The following is a 19,458-nucleotide window of genomic DNA, read 5'->3' on the forward strand; positions in this document are numbered from 1 at the left end:
ATCAGTTTGTACGTACAAAACTTCTTTGTCAATAGGAACGACGAGAGGCCGCGCGGGCGGCGCGGCCTCTCGTCGGTACGGGTCAGGGCGTCCAGTCGGGACGCAACGGATAGCCGTTGACCCCCTGCGGGCCGTTGTGCGTGGCGAGCACCTGGTGCAACTGGATGCCGTTGCGCTCGAACGCCATCCGGGAGCCGGCCATGTAGAGGCCCCACACCCGGGCGGTGCCCGCGCCGACCTCGTTCACGCAGAAGTCCCAGTTGTCGACCAGGTTGCGGCACCAGCCGGCCAGCGTCAGCGCGTAGTGCTGGCGCAGGTTCTCCTCGTGGTGCACCTCGAACCCGGCGTCGTGGATCTCGCTGACCAGCCGCCCCGGGCCGGCCAGCTCGCCGTCCGGGAAGACGTACCTGTCGATGAACGCGCCGGAGCGGTGCGGCGCCCGGTTGTCGGCGCGGGTGATGCAGTGGTTGAGCAGCCGCCCGCCCGGCTTCAGCCGGGACCGCAGCGCGCCGAAGTAGGCCGGGTAGTTGCGCACCCCGATGTGCTCGGTCAGCCCGATCGAGGAGATCACGTCGAACTGCTCGCGCGGCGCGTCCCGGTAGTCGAGGTGGCGCACCTCGGCCAGGTCGCCCAGCCCCTCCCGCTCGATCGCGGCCCGCGCCCACTCGGCCTGCGCGCGGGACAGCGTCACGCCCAGCGCCTTCACGCCGTACTCCCGGGCCGCGTGCCGGACCATGCCGCCCCAGCCGCAGCCGACGTCCAGCAGCCGCATCCCCGGCCTGAGCGCCAGCTTGCCGGCGACCAGGTCGTACTTGGCACGCTGCGCCTCCTCCAGCGTGTCGCCCGGGCTGTGGAAGACCGCGCAGGTGTACGTCATGGACGGCCCGAGCACCTTCTCGTAGAAGGCGTTCGACACGTCGTAGTGGTGCGAGATCGCGCTGCTGTCCCGCACCTTCGAGTGGCGCAGCCCGCTCATCACCCGCCGCCAGCGCGGCGCGGCCTCCTGCGGCGGGGGCGGCGGCGGGCGCAGCCGCTCCCAGCCCAGCGCCTTGACCAGCGCCAGCGCGTCGGCCACCGGCGGCATGCGCAGCGGCATCTCGTCCTTGAGCACCCGCAACGCCTCGTACGGGTCGCCCGGGTGCACCCCGTCCAGCCCCAGGTCACCGCTGACGTAGGCCCGGGCCATGCCCAGGTCGCCGGGCGCGGTGAGCAGGTAGGACAGCCCTCGCTCGGTGCGGATCGACAGGGTGATCCCGGCGTCCGCCGGGCCCACCGCGCTGCCGTCGTATCCGGTGACGCGGACGGGCAGGTCGCCGGTGGTGACCGCGCGGATCACGTCCGCCACGGTGGGTCCGGTGCGCCGGCCGTCCGCCGGTGGTCCGGCGGAGGCGCTCGCCGCCCCCGGTGTTCGGTCGGTCAGACTCATGCTCGGGATACCGCCTTCTCGTACAGTCCGGTGAGTCGGTGATCCGGGTCGTAGCGGTCCTTCACGGCGCGCCAGGTCTCCCCGCCGTAGAGCCGGTCGAACGCGTCCCGGTCGTAGTACGCGTCGGAGTAGAGCGACTTGTGCCCGCCCGACTCCGACACCATGTGCTCGATCTGCCGGTTGACGTCGCCGTCGGCGGCGCCCGCCGTGATCGGCACGCTCCCCCAGAAGCCGATGTTCACATATGTCTCGCCCGGCTGGAGCGGATATAGCGGCCAGGCCCGGGCGGATCCCGGGCCGGCCGGCTCCCGCAGCCGCAGCGGGCAGAGCCACACCGGATCCATCTTCACGTTCCCCGCGAACCAGCGGAGGAACTCGGGCGTCCGGTCCAGCGGGATCTCCACGTCCTGCACCACGCGCTCGCGCGCCGGGCGGCCCCGCCACCGGTCGACCCGGGCGGCCACCTGGTGCCGGTGCTCCAGCCGCACGATCTTGTGATAGACGTCGCTGCGCCGGTAGCGCTGCGGCCAGAGCCGCCGGACCAGCGGGTGCTGCACGCCGAACGCGGCCGAGCACCAGAACCAGTCGGTGTCCCACCGCCACAGGTAGTCGTACGCGGTCAGCACGTCACGGGTGCGGCGGCGCAGCGAGCGGTAGTAGATCTCCTGGCCGGTGTAGTCGGACGGGCGGCCCTCGGCCTCGTCGGTGAACGTGCCGAGCACCAGGTAGGACTCGCCGGGGCTGAACATCACCCCGTCCATGGCGTCGACCGGCTCGCCGGCGAAGGCGCCCTTGTCGACCACCTCGCCGATCGCGTCGACCAGCTCCTCCAGCCGGGTGAACCGGATGTTGCGCAACGCCACGTGCCGGCCCACCGGTTGCAGCTCGATGCGCAGCCGGGTGGCGTAGCCGAGGCTGCCCAGCGAGTTGGGGAACGCCCGGTGCAGGTCGGCGTGCTCGCCCTGGGGCCGGGTGGTGACCAGCTTCCCCGCCCCGGTCAGCACGTCCATCTCCAGCACCGACTCGTGCGGCAGGCCGTTGCGGAACGAGGTGGACTCGATGCCCAGCCCGGTCACCGCGCCACCGAGCGTGATGGTGCGCAACTGCGGCACGACCAGCGGCATCAGCCCGTGCGGCAGGGTCGCGTCGACCAGGTCCTCGTAGGTGCACATGCCCTGCACGTCAGCGGTGCGGGCCGCCTCGTCCACGGCCAGCACCCCGGTCAGCCCGCTCACGTCCAGCCCCGGGGCGCGCGGCGCGGAACGGGGCCGGAAGAGGTTCGAGGTCTGCTTGGCCAGCCGCACCGTCTCGCCGGCGGGCACCGCGGCGTAGGACCGCCGGAGCGCGTCCACCGCCCGTTCATGATCACGGACAGCTCGCATGAGATCACTTTACGCCCGGGTACGACAATTCGTGGGATGTCCACGGTGGCCTTCCGCCGACCCGCCGGCGACGCGCGGGTTACCGTGACGACCATGGTCAACCCCGCTCTCGACGCCCTCGACGCCGCCGGACTGCCGTACCGCGTCATCCGGCACGGGCCGGTCGCGAGCCTGGCCGAGGCGGCGGCGGCCCGCGGCGTCGAGGTGCCGGACGTGGTGAAGACGATCGTGGTCCGTCGCGGCGCGGGCGACCACCTGTTCGTGCTCACCCCCGGCGGGCGGGTCGTCTCCTGGCCCAAGCTGCGCGCCCTGCTCGGGGTGAGCCGGATGTCCCTGCCGGACGCCGCCGCCGCGAAGGAGGCCACCGGCTACGCGCGCGGCACCATCACGCCGTTCGGGGCCACCACGGCCTGGCCGGTGATCGCGGACGAGCGGCTGCGTGGCCGGGAGATCACCCTCGGCGCGGGCGAGCACGGCCTCGCCGTCGCGCTCGCGGCGGACGCCGCGCTGGCCGCGCTCGGCGCCACCGTCGCCGACGTCACCGACCCGGAACCCGTGCGCTGACCGGTGGCCGGCGCGCGGCCACCGGCATAGCGTGGAGGGCATGCCGAAAGCCGTCTGGAACGACCTGGTCGTCGCGGAGAGCGACGACACCGTGCTGGTCGAGGGGAACCACTACTTTCCCCGGTCCGCCCTGCGCGACGACCTGATCCGCCCCTCCGACACGCACACGGTCTGCCCGTGGAAGGGCACCGCCTCCTACTACACGCTCGAACACGACGGCGCCACCAGCGCGGACGCGGTCTGGTACTACCCGGAGCCGAAGCCGGACGCGGAGATGGTCCGCGACCGGGTGGCGTTCTGGAAGGACGTCCGGGTCGTCGACTGAGTCACCCGGCCGCCGGGTCGACTGGCCCTCGGACGCCCCGGTGGGTCAGGATGCCCCCATGGCCGAGCAGCACACCGACCCGTCCGGCACCGTCTACGGCGCCCGCCGCGCCCGTGGCGTCCGGCTGCCCGGGGACCCGCTGATGCGGATCGCGCTGGGCGTCGCCCTGGTCGGCGTACTCCTGGGGGCCTTCTTCGCCACCGGCGTGCTCGGTGGCGGGGCCGACCGGCAGATCGTGCCGGCGGCGGCCGCGCCGACCCCGGCGGCGAGCGAGTCGAGTTCGGCGCCGCCGCCGACGACGGAGGCCGCGCCGTCGCCCACCCCGAGCGCCGCGACGACCACGCCCGCCGCGCCGGTGGCCACGCCGAAGGTGGTCCGGGGCGTGCCGTCCGGGCGCTGCGTCGGCGTGGTCGGCGACAACCCGGAGGGCGCGCAGGCCGCGCTGGCCGACTGCACCGGCGGGCCGGAGCAGCAGTGGGTCGTCACGCCGGTCTCCGCCGACACCTACCTGCTGGTCAACGCCGCCAGCGGCAAGTGCCTGGACGTCAACGCGGCAAGCGGCGACGACGGCGCCGACGTGTTGCAGTGGACCTGCACCGGGCAGGCCAACCAGCAGTGGAAGCTCAACCCGACCGGCGCCGGCCCGGTGCTCCTGGTCGCCGTGCACAGCGGCAAGTGCGCGCAGGTCGACGACGCCGGCACCGAGGCCGGCCGGGAGCTCGAACAGGCGCCGTGCACCGGCGCCGCCGAGCAGCAGTGGGCGCTCGGCTGACCGCTCAGCCCCGATAGCTCCAGGCCCGCCGGCCGGCCGGCACCGGCAGGGCGAACGCCGGCTCCCCACCCCGGCGGCGCAGCAGCAGCGAGAGCCCGGCCGCGCCGACGGACAGCGCGCCGGCCACGTACCAGGCCGCCGCGTAGTCGCCGAGCCGGTCGCGGACCAGGCCGGCGCCGGTCGCGGCGACCGCCGCGCCGGCCTGGTGCGCGGCGAACACCCAGCCGAAGACCACCGCGCCGGACGCGCCGAACCACTCCCGGCACAACGCCACGGTCGGCGGCACGGTCGCCACCCAGTCCAGCCCGTAGAAGACGATGAAGACCAGCATGCTCGGCCGGGCCGAGCCGGCGAACAGGCTCGGCAGCACCAGCAGCGACGCCCCGCGCAACGCGTAGTAGGCGCCGAGCAGCAGCCGCGGGTCGACCCGGTCGGTGAGCCAGCCGGAGGCGATCGAACCGGCGATGTCGAAGAGCCCGACCACGGCGAGCAGGCCGGCCGCGGTCGTCTCCGGCATCCCGTGGTCGTGCGCGGCCGGCACGAAGTGCGTACCGACCAGGCCGTTCGTGGTCGCGCCGCAGATCGCGAAGCCGCCGGCGAGCAGCCAGAACGGCCGGGTCCGGGCGGCGGCGGTCAACGCGCCGACCGCGCGGGCCGCCGCGCCGCCCTCCGGCCGGGCCGGCGGGACGACCTCGGTCGCGCCGTAGGCCGGCCGGCCCAGGTCCGCCGGGTGCTCGCGCAACAACCACACCACCAGCGGTACGACCGCCAGCGCGGCCCCGGCGACGACGAGTGCCGCCGTGCGCCAGCCGTGGTCGCGCACCAGCACCGCGAGCAGCGGCAGGAACACGAGCTGACCGGCCGCGCCGCCGGCGGTGAGCACGCCGGTGACCAGGCCCCGACGCCGCACGAACCAGCGCCCGGTGACCGTCGCCACGAAGGCCAGCGCCATCGAGCCGGTGCCCAGCCCGACCAGCACGCCCCAGCAGAGGATGAGCTGCCAGCTCTCGGTCATCGCCACGGTGAGGCCGCTGCCGGCCGCCACCAGCGCCAGCGCGCACGCCACCACCCGGCGGATCCCGAACCGGTCCATCAGCGCCGCCGCGAACGGCGCGGTGACGCCGTAGAGCAGCAGGTTGACCGAGACGGCGGCGGAGATGGTGGCGAGCGGCCAGCCGAACTCGGCGTGCAGCGGGTGCAGCAGCACGCCGGGGGTGGCCCGGAAGCCGGCGGCGCCGACCAGGGCCACGAAGGCGACCGCCGCGACGAGCCAGGCGGGATGCAGTCTTCTCACCCGCCGAGTCTCGGGCCGCTGGTGGGGACGGGACGAGTGGCCGGAAAGCCATCGTGCGCAATAATCGGGCCATGTCCGTCGTACCGCACCGCGTCGCCGTCCTCGCCCTCGACGGCGTGGTCGCCCTCGACCTCGGCACCCCGGCCCAGGTCCTCGGCGCCGCCCGCACCGAGGACCAGACCCCGCTGTACGCGGTGAGCACCTGCACCGCCGGCGGCCGGCCGGTCCGCAGCACCGCCGGCTTCCAGGTGCTCCCCGACCACGGGCTCGACCTGCTGGAGAGCGCCGACACGGTGATCGTCCCCGGCATCCACGCCGGCCCGCCGCTCACCGACGGCACGGTGCCCGCCGAGGTGGCGTCCGCGCTGCGCGCCGCCCACGACCGGGGCGCCCGGATCATGTCCATCTGCACCGGCGCGTTCGTGCTCGCCGCCGCCGGCCTGCTCGACGGCCGGCCCGCCACCACCCACTGGGCGTACGCGTCCCGCTTCCGCCGGCTGCACCCCGGCGTACGCCTCGACCCGGAGGTGCTGTTCGTCGACGACGGCCGGGTGCTCACCTCGGCCGGCGTGGCCGCCGGCGTCGACCTCTGCCTGCACGTGATCCGCACCGACCACGGCAGCGCGGTGGCCAACCGGGCGGCCCGGCGCTGCGTCGTGCCGCCGTGGCGCGACGGCGGTCAGGCGCAGTACATCGAACGGCCGGTGCCCCGGGTCGCGGAGGCCGGCACCACGGCCACCCGGGAGTGGGCCCGGCAGCGGCTGCACGAGCCGGTCACGCTGCGCGAGCTGGCCGCACACGCGCGGATGAGCGTACGCACGTTCACCCGGCGGTTCCGCTCCGAGACCGGGCTCAGCCCGGCTCAGTGGCTGCTCCAGCAGCGCACCGAACACGCCCGGGTGCTCCTGGAGACCACCGACCTGAGCGTCGACCGGGTCGCCCGCGACGCCGGCTTCGGCACCGCCGCCGCCCTGCGCCAGCACTTCCACGCCCGGGTGGGCGTGTCCCCGACGGCCTACCGCCGCACCTTCCGCGCGCCCTCAGGCGAGGTGGGGCTGGCGGCGCAGGGCGCGTAGCTGGGTCAGGTGCAGCGGAAGGTGCACCCGCATGTGCAGGTCCAGCGCCCGGCCCCAGGGAAGCGACTCGTCCACGTCCAGGTCGAACCCCTCCCGCAGCACGGTCTCCACCGGCGTCTCGGCGGCCGGCCCGAGCCGCTCGGCCAGCGAGCAGAGCTTCTGGCTGGTGGCCCGCAGCAGCGTGGCCAGGCCGTCCAGCCCGCCGCACTCCGAGACCAGCGCGTCGAGCTGCGGCCGGTGGATGGTGTCCACGTCGTAGTAGGCGAACGGCGAACCGGCCAGCACCGCCTCCGTCGCCTCGCTCATCAACTCGTCGTTGGCGGCGAGGTGCGCGACGATCTGCTCGGCGCTCAGCTCACCCTCCGGCGGCGGCCCGAACCCGCCCGCGTCCACCTCCGCGAACAGCTCGTCGTACGCCCGTCGCAGGTCGGCGGCGTCCACCTCGTCCATGCCCGCATCCAACCCCGGTCTCCGCCGGCCGCACCGCGGCTACCCGGCCCGGTTCACCCGTTCCGGGTACGCGGAAGGGCCGGCACCCGTCGTTCGGGGTGCCGGCCCTCGCGGTGCTGCTTACTTGGTCCAGTGCTGGGCGACGAGGTCGGTGGCCTGCTTCTCCCACTGCGCGTACGCGTCCGGGTAGGCGGACACCTGGACGGTCTGCGCGGCGTCGGTCAGCGGCATGTCCTGCCAGCCGTCGACCTGCTTCAGCCCCTTCAGGAACGCCAGGGTGGAGTATTCGGGGTCGGTGATCTGCTCCGGCGTGCCCCAACCGGAGGAGGGGCGCTGCTGGAACAGGCCCAGCGAGTCGTGGTCGTTGCGGTCGCCGAGGTGGCCGAGGTTCTCCAGCTTCGACTCCTGCAGGGAGGTGGCGATCGAGATGACCGCGGCCCGCTCGGGCAGGCCGGCCTTCTTCGTCGCGGCGATGATCGCCTTGACGTTGGCCGTCTGCTCGTCGTTCAGGCTGATGCTCGACTGCTCACCCTGCACGGTCGCGGCCGTGACCGGCTTGGCGGCGTGGGCGGGGGTGTCGGCGTGGGCGGCGATCGGACCGGCGAACACACCACCGGTGAAGGCCAGACCAGCAATACCGAGAATGCTCTTACGCAGGATCGTGTTCATGGTGGGGGCTCCATTCGGGGGTCGACACACCCCGCGGGGGCGGGGTGTGGGCACCGTCAGGCGCTCGAAAAGATCAAGGGGTCCGGCTGCTCGCGGTGCGGCGCCGGGAGTGTGTGTAACGACCGGGCGGCCACCGTCATTCCCTCGGCGGGGGTGGGGCCGTGGGGCGTGCCTTCCTCGGTCGTTCACCGGGTTACAACGCCCCGCACCCCGCCCCGATTCCACCGCCAGCGTGCCACCCACCACCACCGAACCGGACACCCCGCCCACCCGAGCAGATACCACCGCACAACGCCGGCCGGCCCGGCTCGCCGAGTGGAACGCCACGGGTGCATCCCGTCCCCGGAGCCCCATGGCGGTCCACCCACCAGCGCATCGAGGCGTCACTGGAGCACCATGGGTGTCTCACGCCCTCCCAGACACCCGCGGCGTTCCACCGACCGGCCCACCGAGGCGTCACTGGAACACCACGGGTGCCTCACGCCCGCCCAGACACCCATGACGTTCCACCCACCGGCCGACGGAGGCGTGGCTGGAACACCATGGGTGCCTCACGCCCTCCCAGCCACCCGGGACGCGACCAGCCCGCCCGCGCGTTGACGGCACACCGTGAGTGCGTCAGGGCACCGGGGAGGACGGGTGGGTGGCGCGAGCCGGCGTATCGGCGGGCCCGGCGAGCGCTGCGGTGTTAGGAGGGGGCCCCTCCTATGCCGAATGCGTTAACCGGGGGCCCCTCCTTACACCTCAGCGGCGGCCGTGGCGGGCGCGGAGGTAGTCGGAGACGACGTACTCGCCCAGGTCGCCCAGGTCGGGGGTGAACATCCGGCCCTTCGACCGGCGGGCCACCGCGTCCACGAACCGGCGCAGCCCCGGGTCGTCGCCGAGCATGAACAGGTTGAGCGTCGCGCCGTAGCGGGTCAGCCGGTCCACCTCCCGGATCGTCGCCTCGATCGTCTCCGGCAGCGGCGGCCAGTGGAAGTACGCCTCGCCGTCCTCCGGGTCGAGGTGGGCGGTGGGTTCGCCGTCGGTGACCACCAGCACCACCGGCTCGGCGCCGGGGTGGCGGCGCAGGTGCCGGCCGGCCAGCCGCAGCGCGTGCTGGAGGTTGGTGCCCTGCTGCATGTCCGGCTCCGCCGCCGCCAGCTCCTGCTGGGTCAACGGCATCGCCTCCCGGCCGAAGCCGACGATCTGCAGCGCGTCCTGCGGGAACCGGGTGGCCATCAGGTGCGACAGGGCCAGCGCGGTCTGCTTCATCGGGCCCCAGCGTCCCTGCGAGATCATCGAGTACGACAGGTCGACGCAGAGCACCACCGCCGCCGACGCCCGGCGCTCGGTCTCCACCACCTCGAAGTCCTCGACCGCGAGCGGCACCGGCACGCCGGGGCCGGCCCGGCGGACCGCCCGGGTCAGCGTGCGCACCACGTCCAGGGGCTGCTCGTCGCCGTACTCCCAGGGGCGGGAGCTGCCGCTGACCTCGCCGGCCGCGCCGGCCGTACGCAGGTCGTGCTGGCCGCGCGGGCCGGCGGTCAGGTCGGCGAAGACCCGCCGCAGCGCGGTGCCGGCGAGCCGGCGCAGCGCCTTCGGGCTGAGCGTCAGCCCGTCCGCGTCCCGGTCGACCCAGCCCTGGCGGCGCAGCTCGCGTTCCAGGTCGCGCAGGCGGCGTACGTCGTCGGCGGCGTCGCGGCCCAGCGTCCGGGCCACCGCGTCGACGTCGACGTCGTCCAGGGTGGCGCCGGCCTGATCCTGGTCGAGGGAGTCCAGCAGCTCGTCGAGTTCGGCGATCTCGTCGAGCGCGCCGGCGGCCTCGCCGTAGCCGAGCGGCTGGTCGCCGCGGACCCGCTCGCCGCGCTGCCAGTTCAGGTCGGGGCGCAGCGACCGCAGGTGGTCGTCGAGCTGGGACAGCTCCCCGGCCAGCCGGTCACCGAGCGACTGGCGCATCAGCCCGCCCAGTTCCTCGCGTTGCCGGTCGGACAGCGACCGCATCAGCCGCTCGCCAGCCGCCGCCCGGCGGGCCAGCACGTCGACCAGCTCCTCGACGTCCCGGGGGTGCTCCGGGAAGAACCGGCCGTGCCGGCGCATGAACTCGGCGAACGCGTCGGTGGTGTCCTCCGAGCGGGCGTGCCGGGCGAGCAGGTCGTTGAGGTCCCGCATCATCTCGGCGAGCTGCCGCTGGGCCTCCGGGTCGGCGGCGGCGCGCGCCGCGTCCCGCAGCCCGGCGAAGCGCTGCTCCAGCACCTCGCCCCGCAGCCCGTCGAGGATCCGCTGGTAGGTCTGCCGCGCCTCGGCGCTGGCCCAGTCGTATCCCGCCAGCTCGGACACCGCGCGGGCGGTGGACCGGGGCAGGTTGTCCAGGACCGCCTCGGCGAACCGGGCGTCGTCGCCGTCGCGTCCCCGCAGCTCGTCGCGTTCGGCGGCGAGCGCCTGGTCGAGGAGCGCGCGGGCGCGGGTCACCGTGCCGTCGAGGTCGCCCCGGCGCAGCGCCTCCCGGCGCATCCGCCGGGCCCGGGCGGCCAGATCCTCCAGGCCGCCACGCCCGTCGGGGCCGCGCCGCAGCAGGTCGCGCAGCGCCTCCCGCAGGCTGCCGCCGTTGAGCACCTCCGCGCCGACCGCGTCCACGGCGGCGCGCACGTCGTACGGCGGGGCGAGCGGGTCGGGTCCGCCGCGCCACTGCCCGTACCGGAACCGGTTGCCGGCCACGGTCAGCCCCGGCCGCCGTAGACGGTGCGCCCGGCGTCGGTGACGTCCTTGCCCAGCCGGCGGGTCAGGTGCAGCCCTTCGAGGACGAACTCGATGCCGGCGGCGGCCTCCTCCGGGCTGGGCGCGTCACCGAGGCCGAGCCGGTCGAGCACCTTGGCCAGCCCCGGCACGGTGCCGACCTGGCGCAGCAACTCGGCCGAGGAGACCAGCTCGCCGGTCTCGATCACGGCGCCCTCGGCGACCAGCGCGGTGAAGCCGGAGAGGTCCAGCCCGGCGAGCCGGGACCGGAACGTCTCGGCGGTGGCGGTCCGCAGCAGGTGCCCGAGGACCTCGATCTCGCGTCCCTCCTCGCCGCTCTCGAACTCCACCTTGCCGCGCAGCGTGGAGGTCACCGACGCGGCGTCGCCGACGCGCGCGACGGCCGCCTCGGCCGAGCCGCCGGCGGCGAGCAGGCCGGAGCGGCGCAGCGCGGCGGCGGCCACGGTTTCCGCGGCGGCGATGGGGAACCGGGCGGACACCCCGGAGCGGGGGTCCACCGAGGGTGACTCGCGCACCTCGCGGGCGAACCGGGCGAGCACCTCCAGCACGTGTTCCGGCACGCCGGCGGCCAGGTCGGCCTCCTGCCGGATCAGCGCCAGCTCCAGCTCCAGGTCGAGCGGGTAGTGGGTGCGGATCTCGGCGCCGAAGCGGTCCTTGAGCGGGGTGATGATCCGGCCCCGGTTGGTGTAGTCCTCCGGGTTGGCGCTGGCCACCAGCAGCAGGTCCAGCGGCAGCCGCAACTGGTAGCCGCGGACCTGGATGTCGCGCTCCTCCAGCACGTTGAGCAACGCCACCTGGATGCGTTCGGCCAGGTCGGGCAGCTCGTTGACGGCGAAGACGCCCCGGTTGGTGCGGGGCACCAGCCCGAAGTGGATGGTCTCCGGGTCGCCGAGGGTGCGGCCCTGGGCGAGCCGCACCGGGTCGACGTCGCCGATCAGGTCGCCGACGCTGGTGTCCGGGGTGGCGAGCTTCTCGCCGTAGCGCATCGACCGGTGCAGCCAGCCGATCGGCAGGTCGTCGCCGGCCGACTCGACGAGCGCGCGCGAGGCCGGGGTGAGCGGGTGCATCGGGTGCTCGTTGAGCACCGAGCCGGGGATCACCGGCATCCACTCGTCGAGCAGCCCGCCGAGCGAGCGGATGAGCCGGGTCTTGCCCTGCCCGCGCTCGCCGAGCAGCACCATGTCGTGGCCGGCGAGCAACGCCCGCTCGACCTCGGGCAGCACCGTGTCCTGGTAGCCGACGATGCCGGGAAAGCGCTCCTCGCCGGCGCGCATCCGGGCGAGGAGGTTGTCGCGAAGCTCCTGCTTGACCGTGCGGTAGTGGTGACCGGCCGCGCGCAGTGCGCCGAGCGTGCCGGGCAGCTCGGCGGGCGGGACCGGGGAGACCTGGGTGTGAGCGCTCACCCGCCCACGCTAGCTCAGATTTCCGGTGCCGCCCGGTGGTCGGTCCCGCCCCGTGACCGGGACCGACCACCGGGGGCGGTCAGTGCCCGCAGTGTCGGCAGACGCCGCGGCGGCGCAGCAGGTAGGCGTACGCGGCGGCGCCGAGCGCCACACCCCACAACGGCCAGAGCAGCATCGGCAGCGTGGTCAGGCTGAACCCGCCGGTCAGCTCCCAGAACCGGGGGGCGGTGACCAGCCCGAGGGAGCCGGCGGTGACCGCGAGCGCGACGAGCGTGGCCGGCGCGACCGCGAGCCACACCGGCACCCGGCGGCCGGCCAGCCCGAGCATCCACCGGGGGAACCGCTCGCCCCAGGGGCGGACCAGCCCGAGCGTGAGCACCGCCCCGGCCACCGCGAAGGCGCCCAGCCCGGCACCGGCCCAGACGATGCCGCTGTCGTGCATCTCGTCGAGGAAGTCGCGGGAGATGCCGAGCGGGATGCCGGCCGCCCAGGCGAGCCGGGTGAGCGCGTACAACGTGGGGATGACCGCGGCGGTCCAGGCCGCCCAGCGCCCCCAGCGGGCCGCGGCGGCCGGGGTGGTCCAGCCCCGGTCGGCGTCGCCGCGACCGCAGGCGGCACAGGCCCCGGCGGTACGGCGCTGCCAGCCGAGCACCGCCAGGGCGAGCAGCACCCCGCCCGCCATCGCGGCGGTCTTGCACAGCAGCGTCCAGGTGAACACGTCGGCGTAGTCGACCGGCGGCCAGCCGAACGGCGCGCCGACGAGCAGGATCGGCGCGTAGCCCAGCGTGATCAGCACCCGGGTGTCCGGCACCACCACGGCCAGCACGAACGCGACCGCCCAGCCGTAGCCGAGCAGCAGCGCGCGCAGCGGCCGGGACGGGTGGGCGACCGGACCGGCCATGGCCAGCGCGACGATCGCGGCGGTGAGCAGCAGCGCCGCGAACAGCGCCGGCCCGACCGCCTCCGGCACCAGCCGGAGCAGGTTGACCGGGCGGTCCCGGTCGTGGTCGCCGAACGGGTAGCCGACGCCGGTCACGGCGGAGATCAGGGCGAGCACGCCCCAGAGCGCGAGCCAGCCGGCGGCGAGCGGCGCGGTCCGGGACCGGTGACGGGTCGGTGCGAGCAGCGTGGCGGTCATGCTTCGAGCCTCGGCTCACGGCGGCTCGGAACCCTCCCGTGGCGGGGTGAGCCGCCTCCCCCGGCCGGGGGACTCAGCCGGCCGGGACCACGAACCCCGACTCGTACGCGGCGATCACCGCCTGGGTGCGGTCGCGCACCCCGAGCTTGGCCAGCACGTTCCCGACGTGCGTCTTGACCGTCTCCACGCCGAGCACCAGCCGGGCGGCGATCTCCGGGTTGGACAGTCCGGCCGCCATCAACCGCAGCACCTCCCCCTCCCGCTCGGTGAGCCGGGCGGCGTCCAGCCGGTCGCCGCCGCGCCGCCCGTAGGCGCCGACGAGCTGCCGGATGGCGGCCGGGAAGAGCAGCGACTCGCCGGCCGCCACCACCCGGATCGCCTCCACCACCTCGGCCGGGCGGGCCCGTTTGAGCAGGAACCCGCTCGCGCCGGCGCGCAGCGCCTCGTAGACGTACTCGTCGTTGGCGAACGTGGTGACCACCAGCACGCGCGGCGGGTCGGCGGAGGCGGCGAGCAGCCGGCGGGTGGCCTGGATGCCGTCGATGGCCGGCATCCGCACGTCCATCAGCACCACCCGCGGTCGCAGCTTGGCCACCAGCGGCGGCACCTCGGCGCCGTCCGCCCCCTCGCCGACGACGCGCAGGTCCGGCTGGGCGTCGACGATGGCGCGCAGGCCGACCCGGATCAGCTCGTCGTCGTCGACGACCAGCACGTCGATGGTCACCCGCTCTCCTCCCTCGGCGCCGGCAGGGTGGCCCGGACCCGCCACCGCTCCCCCTGCGGGCCGGCGTCGAGCCGCCCGCCGAGCAGCAGCACCCGTTCCCGCATGCCGTCCAGCCCACGCCCGCCGCCGGTCGCCCGCGCGGCGCCACGCACGGCGTTGACCAGCTCGATCTCCAGCCCTTCCGGGGGTACGGCGACCCGCAGCGTCACCGGTCCCCGGCCGTGTCGGGCCGCGTTGGTCAGCCCTTCCTGCACGATCCGGTAGCCCTCCCGGGACACCACCGCGGGCAGCGCGTCCAGCGGCCCGCCGACCCGGGACTCGACCACCAGCCCGGCGGCCCGGGCGGCGGTGACCAGCCCGTCCAGCCCGGCGAGGGTGGGTTGCGGCGCGGTGGGCGCCGGCCGCTGCCCGGAGTCGGTCTCGCGGAGCAGCCCGAGCACCTGGTCGAGGTCGTCCATGGCCCGCCGGCTGGTCTCCTCGATGGCACGCAGCGCCCGCCGGCTGAACTCGGGGTCGGTGTCGAGCAGTTCCCGCGCGGCGCCGGCCTGGAGCGTCGCCACGGTCAGCGCGTGCCCGACCGAGTCGTGCAGCTCCCGGGCCAGCCGGTTGCGTTCGGCCAGCCGCACGGCGCGGGCCTCCAGCGCGGCGATCCGCTCGGCCTGGGCCGGGCCGAGCAGCACCGGCGCCATCGAGGCGGCGAGCGCGCCCAGCCCGGCCATCGCGTAGCCGAGCGCGACCAGCACGGCCACCCCGGCCAGGCCGGCCGGCACCGGGCGGGCCGGATCGAACGGGCCGAACCGCTCGTCGGACACCGCGCCGACGTCCAACCCGGCGAGGCCGGCGACGAAGACCAGCGCCATCGGGAACGCGCTGATCGCGGCGAACAGCACGGCCGCGCCGGTGCCCAGGTGCATGGCGATCCACAGCGCGGACCGCAGCCGGGTCTCCCGGTCGACGCGGTGGCCCGGCAGCGGCTCGGGCAGGTCGACCGCGAGCAGCGCCCGGGCGGCGGCGATCTCCAACGCCCGGCTGCCGGCCAGGAACACCGGCACCACGGCCAGCCCGGCGCCGACCAGCAGCAGCCCGAACCCGAGCGGACGCGGCACCTCCGAGCTGGTCACCAGTTGCGTGAACGCCACCGCCAGTAGCACGTACGGCAGCGCGAGCACGCCGCCGAGGAGCAGGAACACGGCACGTCGCCAGGTGCTGCCGCGCACCAGCGGCGCGAACACCGCCCGGACCGTCATCCGGTCATTGTCCCGCCGTTCCCCGCCGCGCGACTCCCCCGCGCCGGGGAGATCGGGCCGTCAGCGGTGGTCGCGCACGTAGCCCTGCGGGTCCTTGTCGCGGAACGGCAGGTTCCGGCCGTTCTTGTGCTCGCCGTAGAAGGTGAGCCAGCGGGCGCCCAGCTCGGCGCGCAGCTCCACGCCCGCGTGCCGGCGGAAGTCGGGCAGCGCCTCGTCCTCCTCCTCGGCCAGGTGCTCGCTGTTCTCCCGGCGGGCCGTGCCCACCGCCGCCCACCAGGCGTCCGAGCCGACCTCGTGCAGCTTCGACTCGGCGATCGCGTCGCGGATCTTGTTGTGGTCGCCGATGGCGTCGGCGGTCTCGTCCTCGCCGTCGTCGCCGTGCTTGACCAGGTGCGGGTAGAGGATGGCCTCCTCCGCCTCGGCGTGCACGTCCAGGTGCAGGGCGAGCGCCTCCCAGATCGCCAGCATCTCGGCCGGGTCGCGGGCGTCGTCGAGCCGGGCGAAGCCGCGTCGGAAGGCGGCGTGGTCGTCCAGGATCAGTGCGGTGATGTCGTCCATGCGGTCGTCACTTCCCCAGTCGGGCGCGGATCATCCGGGGCACCGCGGCCAGGCCGGTGACCGGCCGGAACGCGTGTGCGGCGGCGACCAGCGCGGCGTACTCGTCGTCGGTCAGGTCGATCTCGGCGGCGGCCGCGTTGCGTTCCATCTGCTCCACCCCGGACGCGCCGGGGATGGCCACCACGTTCGGGTGCCGCAGCACGTAGGCGAGCGCGATCTGACTCGGCGTGGCGTCGTGCGCGTCGGCCACCTCGCGCAGCGTGGCGATCAGCCCGGCGCCGCGGGCCAGGTTCTCCGGCAGGAAGTACGGGTTGGCCCGGCGCACCGCGCCGGCCGGCGGGTTCGTGGCGTCGTAGCGGCCGGAGAGGAACCCCTGCGCCAGCGGGCTGTACGCGATGACGATCCGGCCGGCCTGTTCCGCGTACGGGATCAGGTCTTCCTCCGGGCCGCGGTCGATCATGCTGTAGCGGACCTGGTTGCTCAGCACCCGGCGGCCCAGCGCGGCCTCGGCGAACCGCCACCGGCGCAGGTCGTAGTTGCTGACCCCGACCTCGCCGACCAGCCCGACGTCCTGCAACGAGCGCATGCCGCGCATGGTGGTGGTGTCGGCGACCACCGGGTTGGGCTGGTGCACCTGGTAGAGGTCGATGCCGTCGACGCCGAGCCGGCTCGCGGAGGCGACCGCCCGCTGCTGCACCACCGGGGCGACCGGGAGCAGCGGGAAGATCTTGCTGGCCACCACCACCTTCGCCCGCTCGTCTCCGAGCGCCGCGCCGAGGATCCGTTCGCTGCGGCCGAAGCCGTACAGCTCGGCGGTGTCGAAGAGGGTGACCCCGAGGTCGAGCGCCCGCCGCACGATCTCGGCGGCCCGGCGCTCGTAGTCGGGGCCGTAGCCCCACTCCCGGGAGCCGAACTGCCACGTGCCGAGGCCGATCTTCGAGATGGGCTTGGGGGTGTCGAGCCGCACGAAACGCATGCCGCCGACGCTACCCGCGCCGGTGGCGACGCACGCCTGTTCGCGGCGGGCGGCACAATGATCCGGTGACCTACCTCGCCAGCGACGACCGTTACGACACGATGCTCTACCGGCGCAGTGGCCGCAGCGGGCTCAAGCTGCCGGTGATCTCCCTCGGCCTGTGGCACAACTTCGGGCCGGACCGGCCCTTCGAACGGCAGCGCGACATCGTCCGCCGCGCGTTCGACCTCGGCATCACCCACTTCGACCTGGCCAACAACTACGGGCCGCCGCCGGGCGCGGCGGAGGAGGCGTTCGGTCGGCTGCTCGCCACCGACCTGAAGCCCTACCGGGACGAGCTGGTGGTGTCCACCAAGGCCGGCTACCTGATGTGGCCCGGCCCGTACGGCGAGTGGGGCTCCCGGAAGTACCTGATCTCGTCGCTGGATCAGTCGCTGCGTCGGATGGGCCTCGACCACGTCGACGTCTTCTACTCGCACCGCTTCGACCCGGACACCCCGCTGGAGGAGACGATGGGCGCGCTGGACGCGATCGTCCGCTCGGGCCGGGCGCTCTACGTCGGCATCTCCAACTACGACTCGGAGCAGACGCTGCGGGCCGCCGAGATCCTCCGCGACCTGGGCACGCCGCTGCTGATCAACCAGCCGTCGTACTCGATGCTCAACCGCTGGACCGAGTCCGACGGCCTGCTGGACACGCTCGAGCAGGTCGGCGCCGGCTGCATCGCCTTCAGCCCGCTGGCCCAGGGCCTGCTGACCGACCGCTACCTGGGCGGCATCCCGGCCGACTCGCGGGTGCGGACAAGCGTCTTCCTCAACGAGAGCGACCTGGACGAGGCGAAGATGGCGACCGTCCGCGCGCTCGCCGAGGTGGCCCGGCGGCGGGGGCAGACCCTGGCCCAGCTCGCCCTGGTGTGGGCGCTGCGCGACCCGCGGATGACCAGTCTGATCATCGGTGCGAGCAGCGTCGGCCAGTTGGACGGCAACGTCGCCGCGCTGGACGGCCTGGACCTGGCCGGCGAGGACCTGGCCGAGATCGACCAGATCCTCGCCGGGGCGCGGTGACGTCCCCGGGGATCAGCGGAAGATGGTCCCGGTGCCGGCGTCCCGGATCGCGCTCACCCGGTTCGGGGTGAACGTGTCGCCGGGCCCGACGACGGTCGCGTTGCAGCCCTCGGTGATGTAGAGGCCGTAGCGTTGGGTCTTGACGGTCTGGTCGTCGATGGCCACGTCACCGCTGACCACGGTGTCGGTACAGGTGATGCCGGTCGCCGTGGTGACCCGGATGCCGTCCCGGTTCGGCGTGACGTTCGCGCTGTTGGTGATGTGGTTGTCGACGACCTGGTTGCCGGTGCCGCTGTTGACGTTGATGCCGTCCTGCCCGGCATTGTCGATCATGTTGTCGCTGACGACGTTGTGGTCGGCCGTCTTGTTCGGCTGGTCGGCGGTGGACGAGGCGCGGTTGACCTGGATGCCGTGCCCGCCCACGTTGGTGATCGTGCAGCCGGTGACCGTGTCCCCGCTCGTCGCCAGCAGTTCGACGCCGTCGCTCTGTGCCCCGCTGATGACGCAGTCCCGCACGGTGTTGCCCATCGACGTCCAGCTCTGGTTCTTGCCGTCGAACACGATGCCCCGGCCCCGCGAGGCGGTCACCCGCACCCGCTCCACGACCATGTTGTTGCCGTCGTCGAAGTCGAGCGCGTCGCTGGTGGACCGGAACGCCCCGCCGGCCGAGACCGCCAGGTCGCGGACGATCACACTGTCCCAACCCTTGGTGTTGAACGGCTCGGTGTCCCCGGCGCTGGAGTTGTCGTTGCGGATGAGCGTGTCGTACATGCCGGCGCCGACGAAGGTCACCTTGCGGACGCCCTCCAGCTTCATGTATTCGGCGCCGAAGTCGAAGGTGCCGGCGCCGAAGCGGACCGTGCCGCCGCCGAGCCGGTTCAACTCGACCACGGCGCTCTCCAGCACCGTCTTGAGGCTGCCGGTGTAGGTCTCACCGGTGACGTTCGAGGCCGCCTGGTAGGTCACCGCCCCGAGCCGGCTGACCACGTACGGCGACGGGTTGGGCGGGGACGGCGTGATCAGTTGCGGCTTGTTGGCACCCTCCCGGCTGGTCACCCGCAGGCCGGTGTCGTTGGTGGTGGTGAGCGCCACGGTCACCGGCCCGTTGCCGGTGACCAGCGACGAGATGCTCACCGACACCCAGGTGTCCGCGCCGACCGGTTCGCTGCGGACGGTGGTGGCGCCGATCACCGGGGCGTTGTCGTAGGTGATGGTGTTCTCGTCCCAGGTGTTGTCGGCCACGGGGTGGATGTCCACGCCGGTGCTGCTGGCCGTCTCGACGTAGAGCCGCAGCACCGCGGTGGGGTCGGAGTCGACGCCGGTGACGTCGAAGCGCAGGTAGGCGACCTGCCGGGGCACGGCGTCGACCCGGAGCGAGGCGGTCCGCCCCGAGTTGACCGCCGGGCGGGAGGCGTCCACCCACGCGTCGGCGACCGGGGTGAGCGTCACGGCGTCGGTCGCCCTGGCGACCGCCGCCGCGGTGGTGGCGTGCGGCTTCGGCCGGGCGGCGTGCGCCGGGGTGCCCGGTGGGGTGACGGCGGCGCCGGCCAGGACGAGCATCGGCGCCACGAGACGGAGCAGGGATCGGGATCGAGTGGTCATGGCTCCTCCAGAACGGTGTGGAGGGTGGCCCGGGTCGGCCGCGAGGTCGCCC

Annotated in this window: 18 protein-coding genes; 5 read left to right on the forward strand and 13 right to left on the reverse strand. The window is 74.2% G+C overall.

Features of this window, described 5'->3' with window-relative positions; translation table 11 throughout:
* Nucleotides 1-82: 82 nt before the first annotated feature.
* The gene (locus H1D33_RS19060) at nt 83-1,426 is read right to left on the reverse strand and encodes a class I SAM-dependent methyltransferase (RefSeq protein WP_181571856.1); all 1,344 of its coding nucleotides are present in this window, start codon (nt 1,424-1,426) and stop codon (nt 83-85) included.
* Nucleotides 1,423-2,808 carry an FAD-binding oxidoreductase gene (locus H1D33_RS19065; protein ID WP_181571855.1) on the reverse strand — a complete coding sequence of 462 codons (1,386 nt, stop codon included), beginning with the start codon at nt 2,806-2,808 and terminating at the stop codon, nt 1,423-1,425. The genes H1D33_RS19060 and H1D33_RS19065 overlap by 4 nt, the downstream gene beginning before the upstream one ends.
* Before the next feature lie 93 nt (nt 2,809-2,901).
* Between H1D33_RS19065 and H1D33_RS19070 the strand changes: the two genes are divergently transcribed.
* From H1D33_RS19070 to H1D33_RS19080, 3 genes are read left to right on the forward strand one after another with little or no spacing between them, the layout of a single operon-like run.
* Nucleotides 2,902-3,372, forward strand: coding sequence for an aminoacyl-tRNA deacylase (locus H1D33_RS19070; protein ID WP_246412008.1), 471 nt, complete (start codon nt 2,902-2,904; stop codon nt 3,370-3,372).
* Between the two features lie 40 nt (nt 3,373-3,412).
* The gene (locus tag H1D33_RS19075; RefSeq protein ID WP_181571853.1) at nt 3,413-3,697 is read left to right on the forward strand and encodes a DUF427 domain-containing protein; all 285 of its coding nucleotides are present in this window, start codon (nt 3,413-3,415) and stop codon (nt 3,695-3,697) included.
* A gap of 58 nt (nt 3,698-3,755) precedes the next feature.
* Nucleotides 3,756-4,469, forward strand: a complete 714-nt coding sequence (locus tag H1D33_RS19080) for an RICIN domain-containing protein (protein WP_181571852.1) — start codon at nt 3,756-3,758, stop codon at nt 4,467-4,469.
* 4 nt (nt 4,470-4,473) lie between these two features.
* Here H1D33_RS19080 and H1D33_RS19085 read toward each other — a convergent pair whose 3' ends face one another.
* Entirely contained in the window at nt 4,474-5,763 is a 1,290-nt protein-coding gene (locus H1D33_RS19085) for an MFS transporter (RefSeq protein ID WP_181571851.1), read from the reverse strand.
* A 71-nt stretch (nt 5,764-5,834) separates the two neighbouring features.
* Here H1D33_RS19085 and H1D33_RS19090 point away from each other — a divergent pair, with 71 nt between their 5' ends.
* On the forward strand, nt 5,835-6,839 hold the full coding sequence (locus H1D33_RS19090) for a GlxA family transcriptional regulator (RefSeq protein ID WP_181571850.1): 1,005 nt from the start codon (nt 5,835-5,837) through the stop codon (nt 6,837-6,839).
* On the opposite strand, the gene H1D33_RS19095 is transcribed toward H1D33_RS19090, so the two are convergent.
* From H1D33_RS19095 to H1D33_RS19135, 9 genes are all read right to left on the reverse strand, one after another.
* Complete coding sequence (locus H1D33_RS19095) at nt 6,804-7,280, reverse strand: hypothetical protein (RefSeq protein ID WP_181572670.1); 477 nt, start codon at nt 7,278-7,280, stop codon at nt 6,804-6,806. The genes H1D33_RS19090 and H1D33_RS19095 overlap by 36 nt on opposite strands.
* Before the next feature lie 129 nt (nt 7,281-7,409).
* Nucleotides 7,410-7,958, reverse strand: coding sequence for a hypothetical protein (locus tag H1D33_RS19100; protein WP_181571849.1), 549 nt, complete (start codon nt 7,956-7,958; stop codon nt 7,410-7,412).
* 744 nt (nt 7,959-8,702) lie between these two features.
* Nucleotides 8,703-10,655, reverse strand: a complete 1,953-nt coding sequence (locus tag H1D33_RS19105) for a VWA domain-containing protein (protein WP_181571848.1) — start codon at nt 10,653-10,655, stop codon at nt 8,703-8,705.
* Between the two features lie 2 nt (nt 10,656-10,657).
* Nucleotides 10,658-12,097 (reverse strand): magnesium chelatase ATPase subunit I, encoded by a 1,440-nt coding sequence (locus H1D33_RS19110; RefSeq protein WP_181571847.1) that lies wholly within the window; start codon nt 12,095-12,097, stop codon nt 10,658-10,660.
* Between the two features lie 79 nt (nt 12,098-12,176).
* Complete coding sequence (locus H1D33_RS19115) at nt 12,177-13,235, reverse strand: hypothetical protein (RefSeq protein ID WP_181571846.1); 1,059 nt, start codon at nt 13,233-13,235, stop codon at nt 12,177-12,179.
* Between the two features lie 73 nt (nt 13,236-13,308).
* Nucleotides 13,309-13,959: a response regulator gene (locus H1D33_RS19120; protein WP_181571845.1), complete on the reverse strand. Its 651-nt coding sequence runs from the start codon at nt 13,957-13,959 to the stop codon at nt 13,309-13,311.
* Nucleotides 13,956-15,206, reverse strand: coding sequence for a sensor histidine kinase (locus tag H1D33_RS19125; RefSeq protein WP_181571844.1), 1,251 nt, complete (start codon nt 15,204-15,206; stop codon nt 13,956-13,958). The genes H1D33_RS19120 and H1D33_RS19125 overlap by 4 nt, the downstream gene beginning before the upstream one ends.
* A gap of 60 nt (nt 15,207-15,266) precedes the next feature.
* Nucleotides 15,267-15,764, reverse strand: coding sequence for a hemerythrin domain-containing protein (locus H1D33_RS19130; RefSeq protein WP_181571843.1), 498 nt, complete (start codon nt 15,762-15,764; stop codon nt 15,267-15,269).
* 7 nt (nt 15,765-15,771) lie between these two features.
* Nucleotides 15,772-16,740 carry an aldo/keto reductase gene (locus H1D33_RS19135; protein WP_181571842.1) on the reverse strand — a complete coding sequence of 323 codons (969 nt, stop codon included), beginning with the start codon at nt 16,738-16,740 and terminating at the stop codon, nt 15,772-15,774.
* Between the two features lie 65 nt (nt 16,741-16,805).
* Between H1D33_RS19135 and mgrA the strand changes: the two genes are divergently transcribed.
* A complete protein-coding gene (mgrA, locus tag H1D33_RS19140; RefSeq protein WP_181571841.1) occupies nt 16,806-17,804 on the forward strand; it encodes an L-glyceraldehyde 3-phosphate reductase in 999 nt (332 codons plus the stop codon).
* 12 nt (nt 17,805-17,816) lie between these two features.
* On the opposite strand, the gene H1D33_RS19145 is transcribed toward mgrA, so the two are convergent.
* Nucleotides 17,817-19,406, reverse strand: a complete 1,590-nt coding sequence (locus tag H1D33_RS19145) for a CBM96 family carbohydrate-binding protein (RefSeq protein ID WP_181571840.1) — start codon at nt 19,404-19,406, stop codon at nt 17,817-17,819.
* Nucleotides 19,407-19,458 lie beyond the last annotated feature (52 nt).

The sequence above is a fragment of the Micromonospora ferruginea genome, from assembly GCF_013694245.2.
GTDB lineage: Bacteria > Actinomycetota > Actinomycetes > Mycobacteriales > Micromonosporaceae > Micromonospora > Micromonospora robiginosa.

Coding starts and splice junctions, on each gene's coding strand:
- H1D33_RS19060 (WP_181571856.1), bottom strand. CDS start 1,426: ATGAGTCTGACCGACCGAACACCGGGGGCGGCGAGCGCCTCCGCCGGA.
- H1D33_RS19065 (WP_181571855.1), bottom strand. CDS start 2,808: ATGCGAGCTGTCCGTGATCATGAACGGGCGGTGGACGCGCTCCGGCGG.
- H1D33_RS19070 (WP_246412008.1), top strand. CDS start 2,902: ATGGTCAACCCCGCTCTCGACGCCCTCGACGCCGCCGGACTGCCGTAC.
- H1D33_RS19075 (WP_181571853.1), top strand. CDS start 3,413: ATGCCGAAAGCCGTCTGGAACGACCTGGTCGTCGCGGAGAGCGACGAC.
- H1D33_RS19080 (WP_181571852.1), top strand. CDS start 3,756: ATGGCCGAGCAGCACACCGACCCGTCCGGCACCGTCTACGGCGCCCGC.
- H1D33_RS19090 (WP_181571850.1), top strand. CDS start 5,835: ATGTCCGTCGTACCGCACCGCGTCGCCGTCCTCGCCCTCGACGGCGTG.
- H1D33_RS19100 (WP_181571849.1), bottom strand. CDS start 7,958: ATGAACACGATCCTGCGTAAGAGCATTCTCGGTATTGCTGGTCTGGCC.
- H1D33_RS19115 (WP_181571846.1), bottom strand. CDS start 13,235: ATGACCGCCACGCTGCTCGCACCGACCCGTCACCGGTCCCGGACCGCG.
- H1D33_RS19125 (WP_181571844.1), bottom strand. CDS start 15,206: ATGACGGTCCGGGCGGTGTTCGCGCCGCTGGTGCGCGGCAGCACCTGG.
- H1D33_RS19130 (WP_181571843.1), bottom strand. CDS start 15,764: ATGGACGACATCACCGCACTGATCCTGGACGACCACGCCGCCTTCCGA.
- H1D33_RS19135 (WP_181571842.1), bottom strand. CDS start 16,740: ATGCGTTTCGTGCGGCTCGACACCCCCAAGCCCATCTCGAAGATCGGC.
- H1D33_RS19145 (WP_181571840.1), bottom strand. CDS start 19,406: ATGACCACTCGATCCCGATCCCTGCTCCGTCTCGTGGCGCCGATGCTC.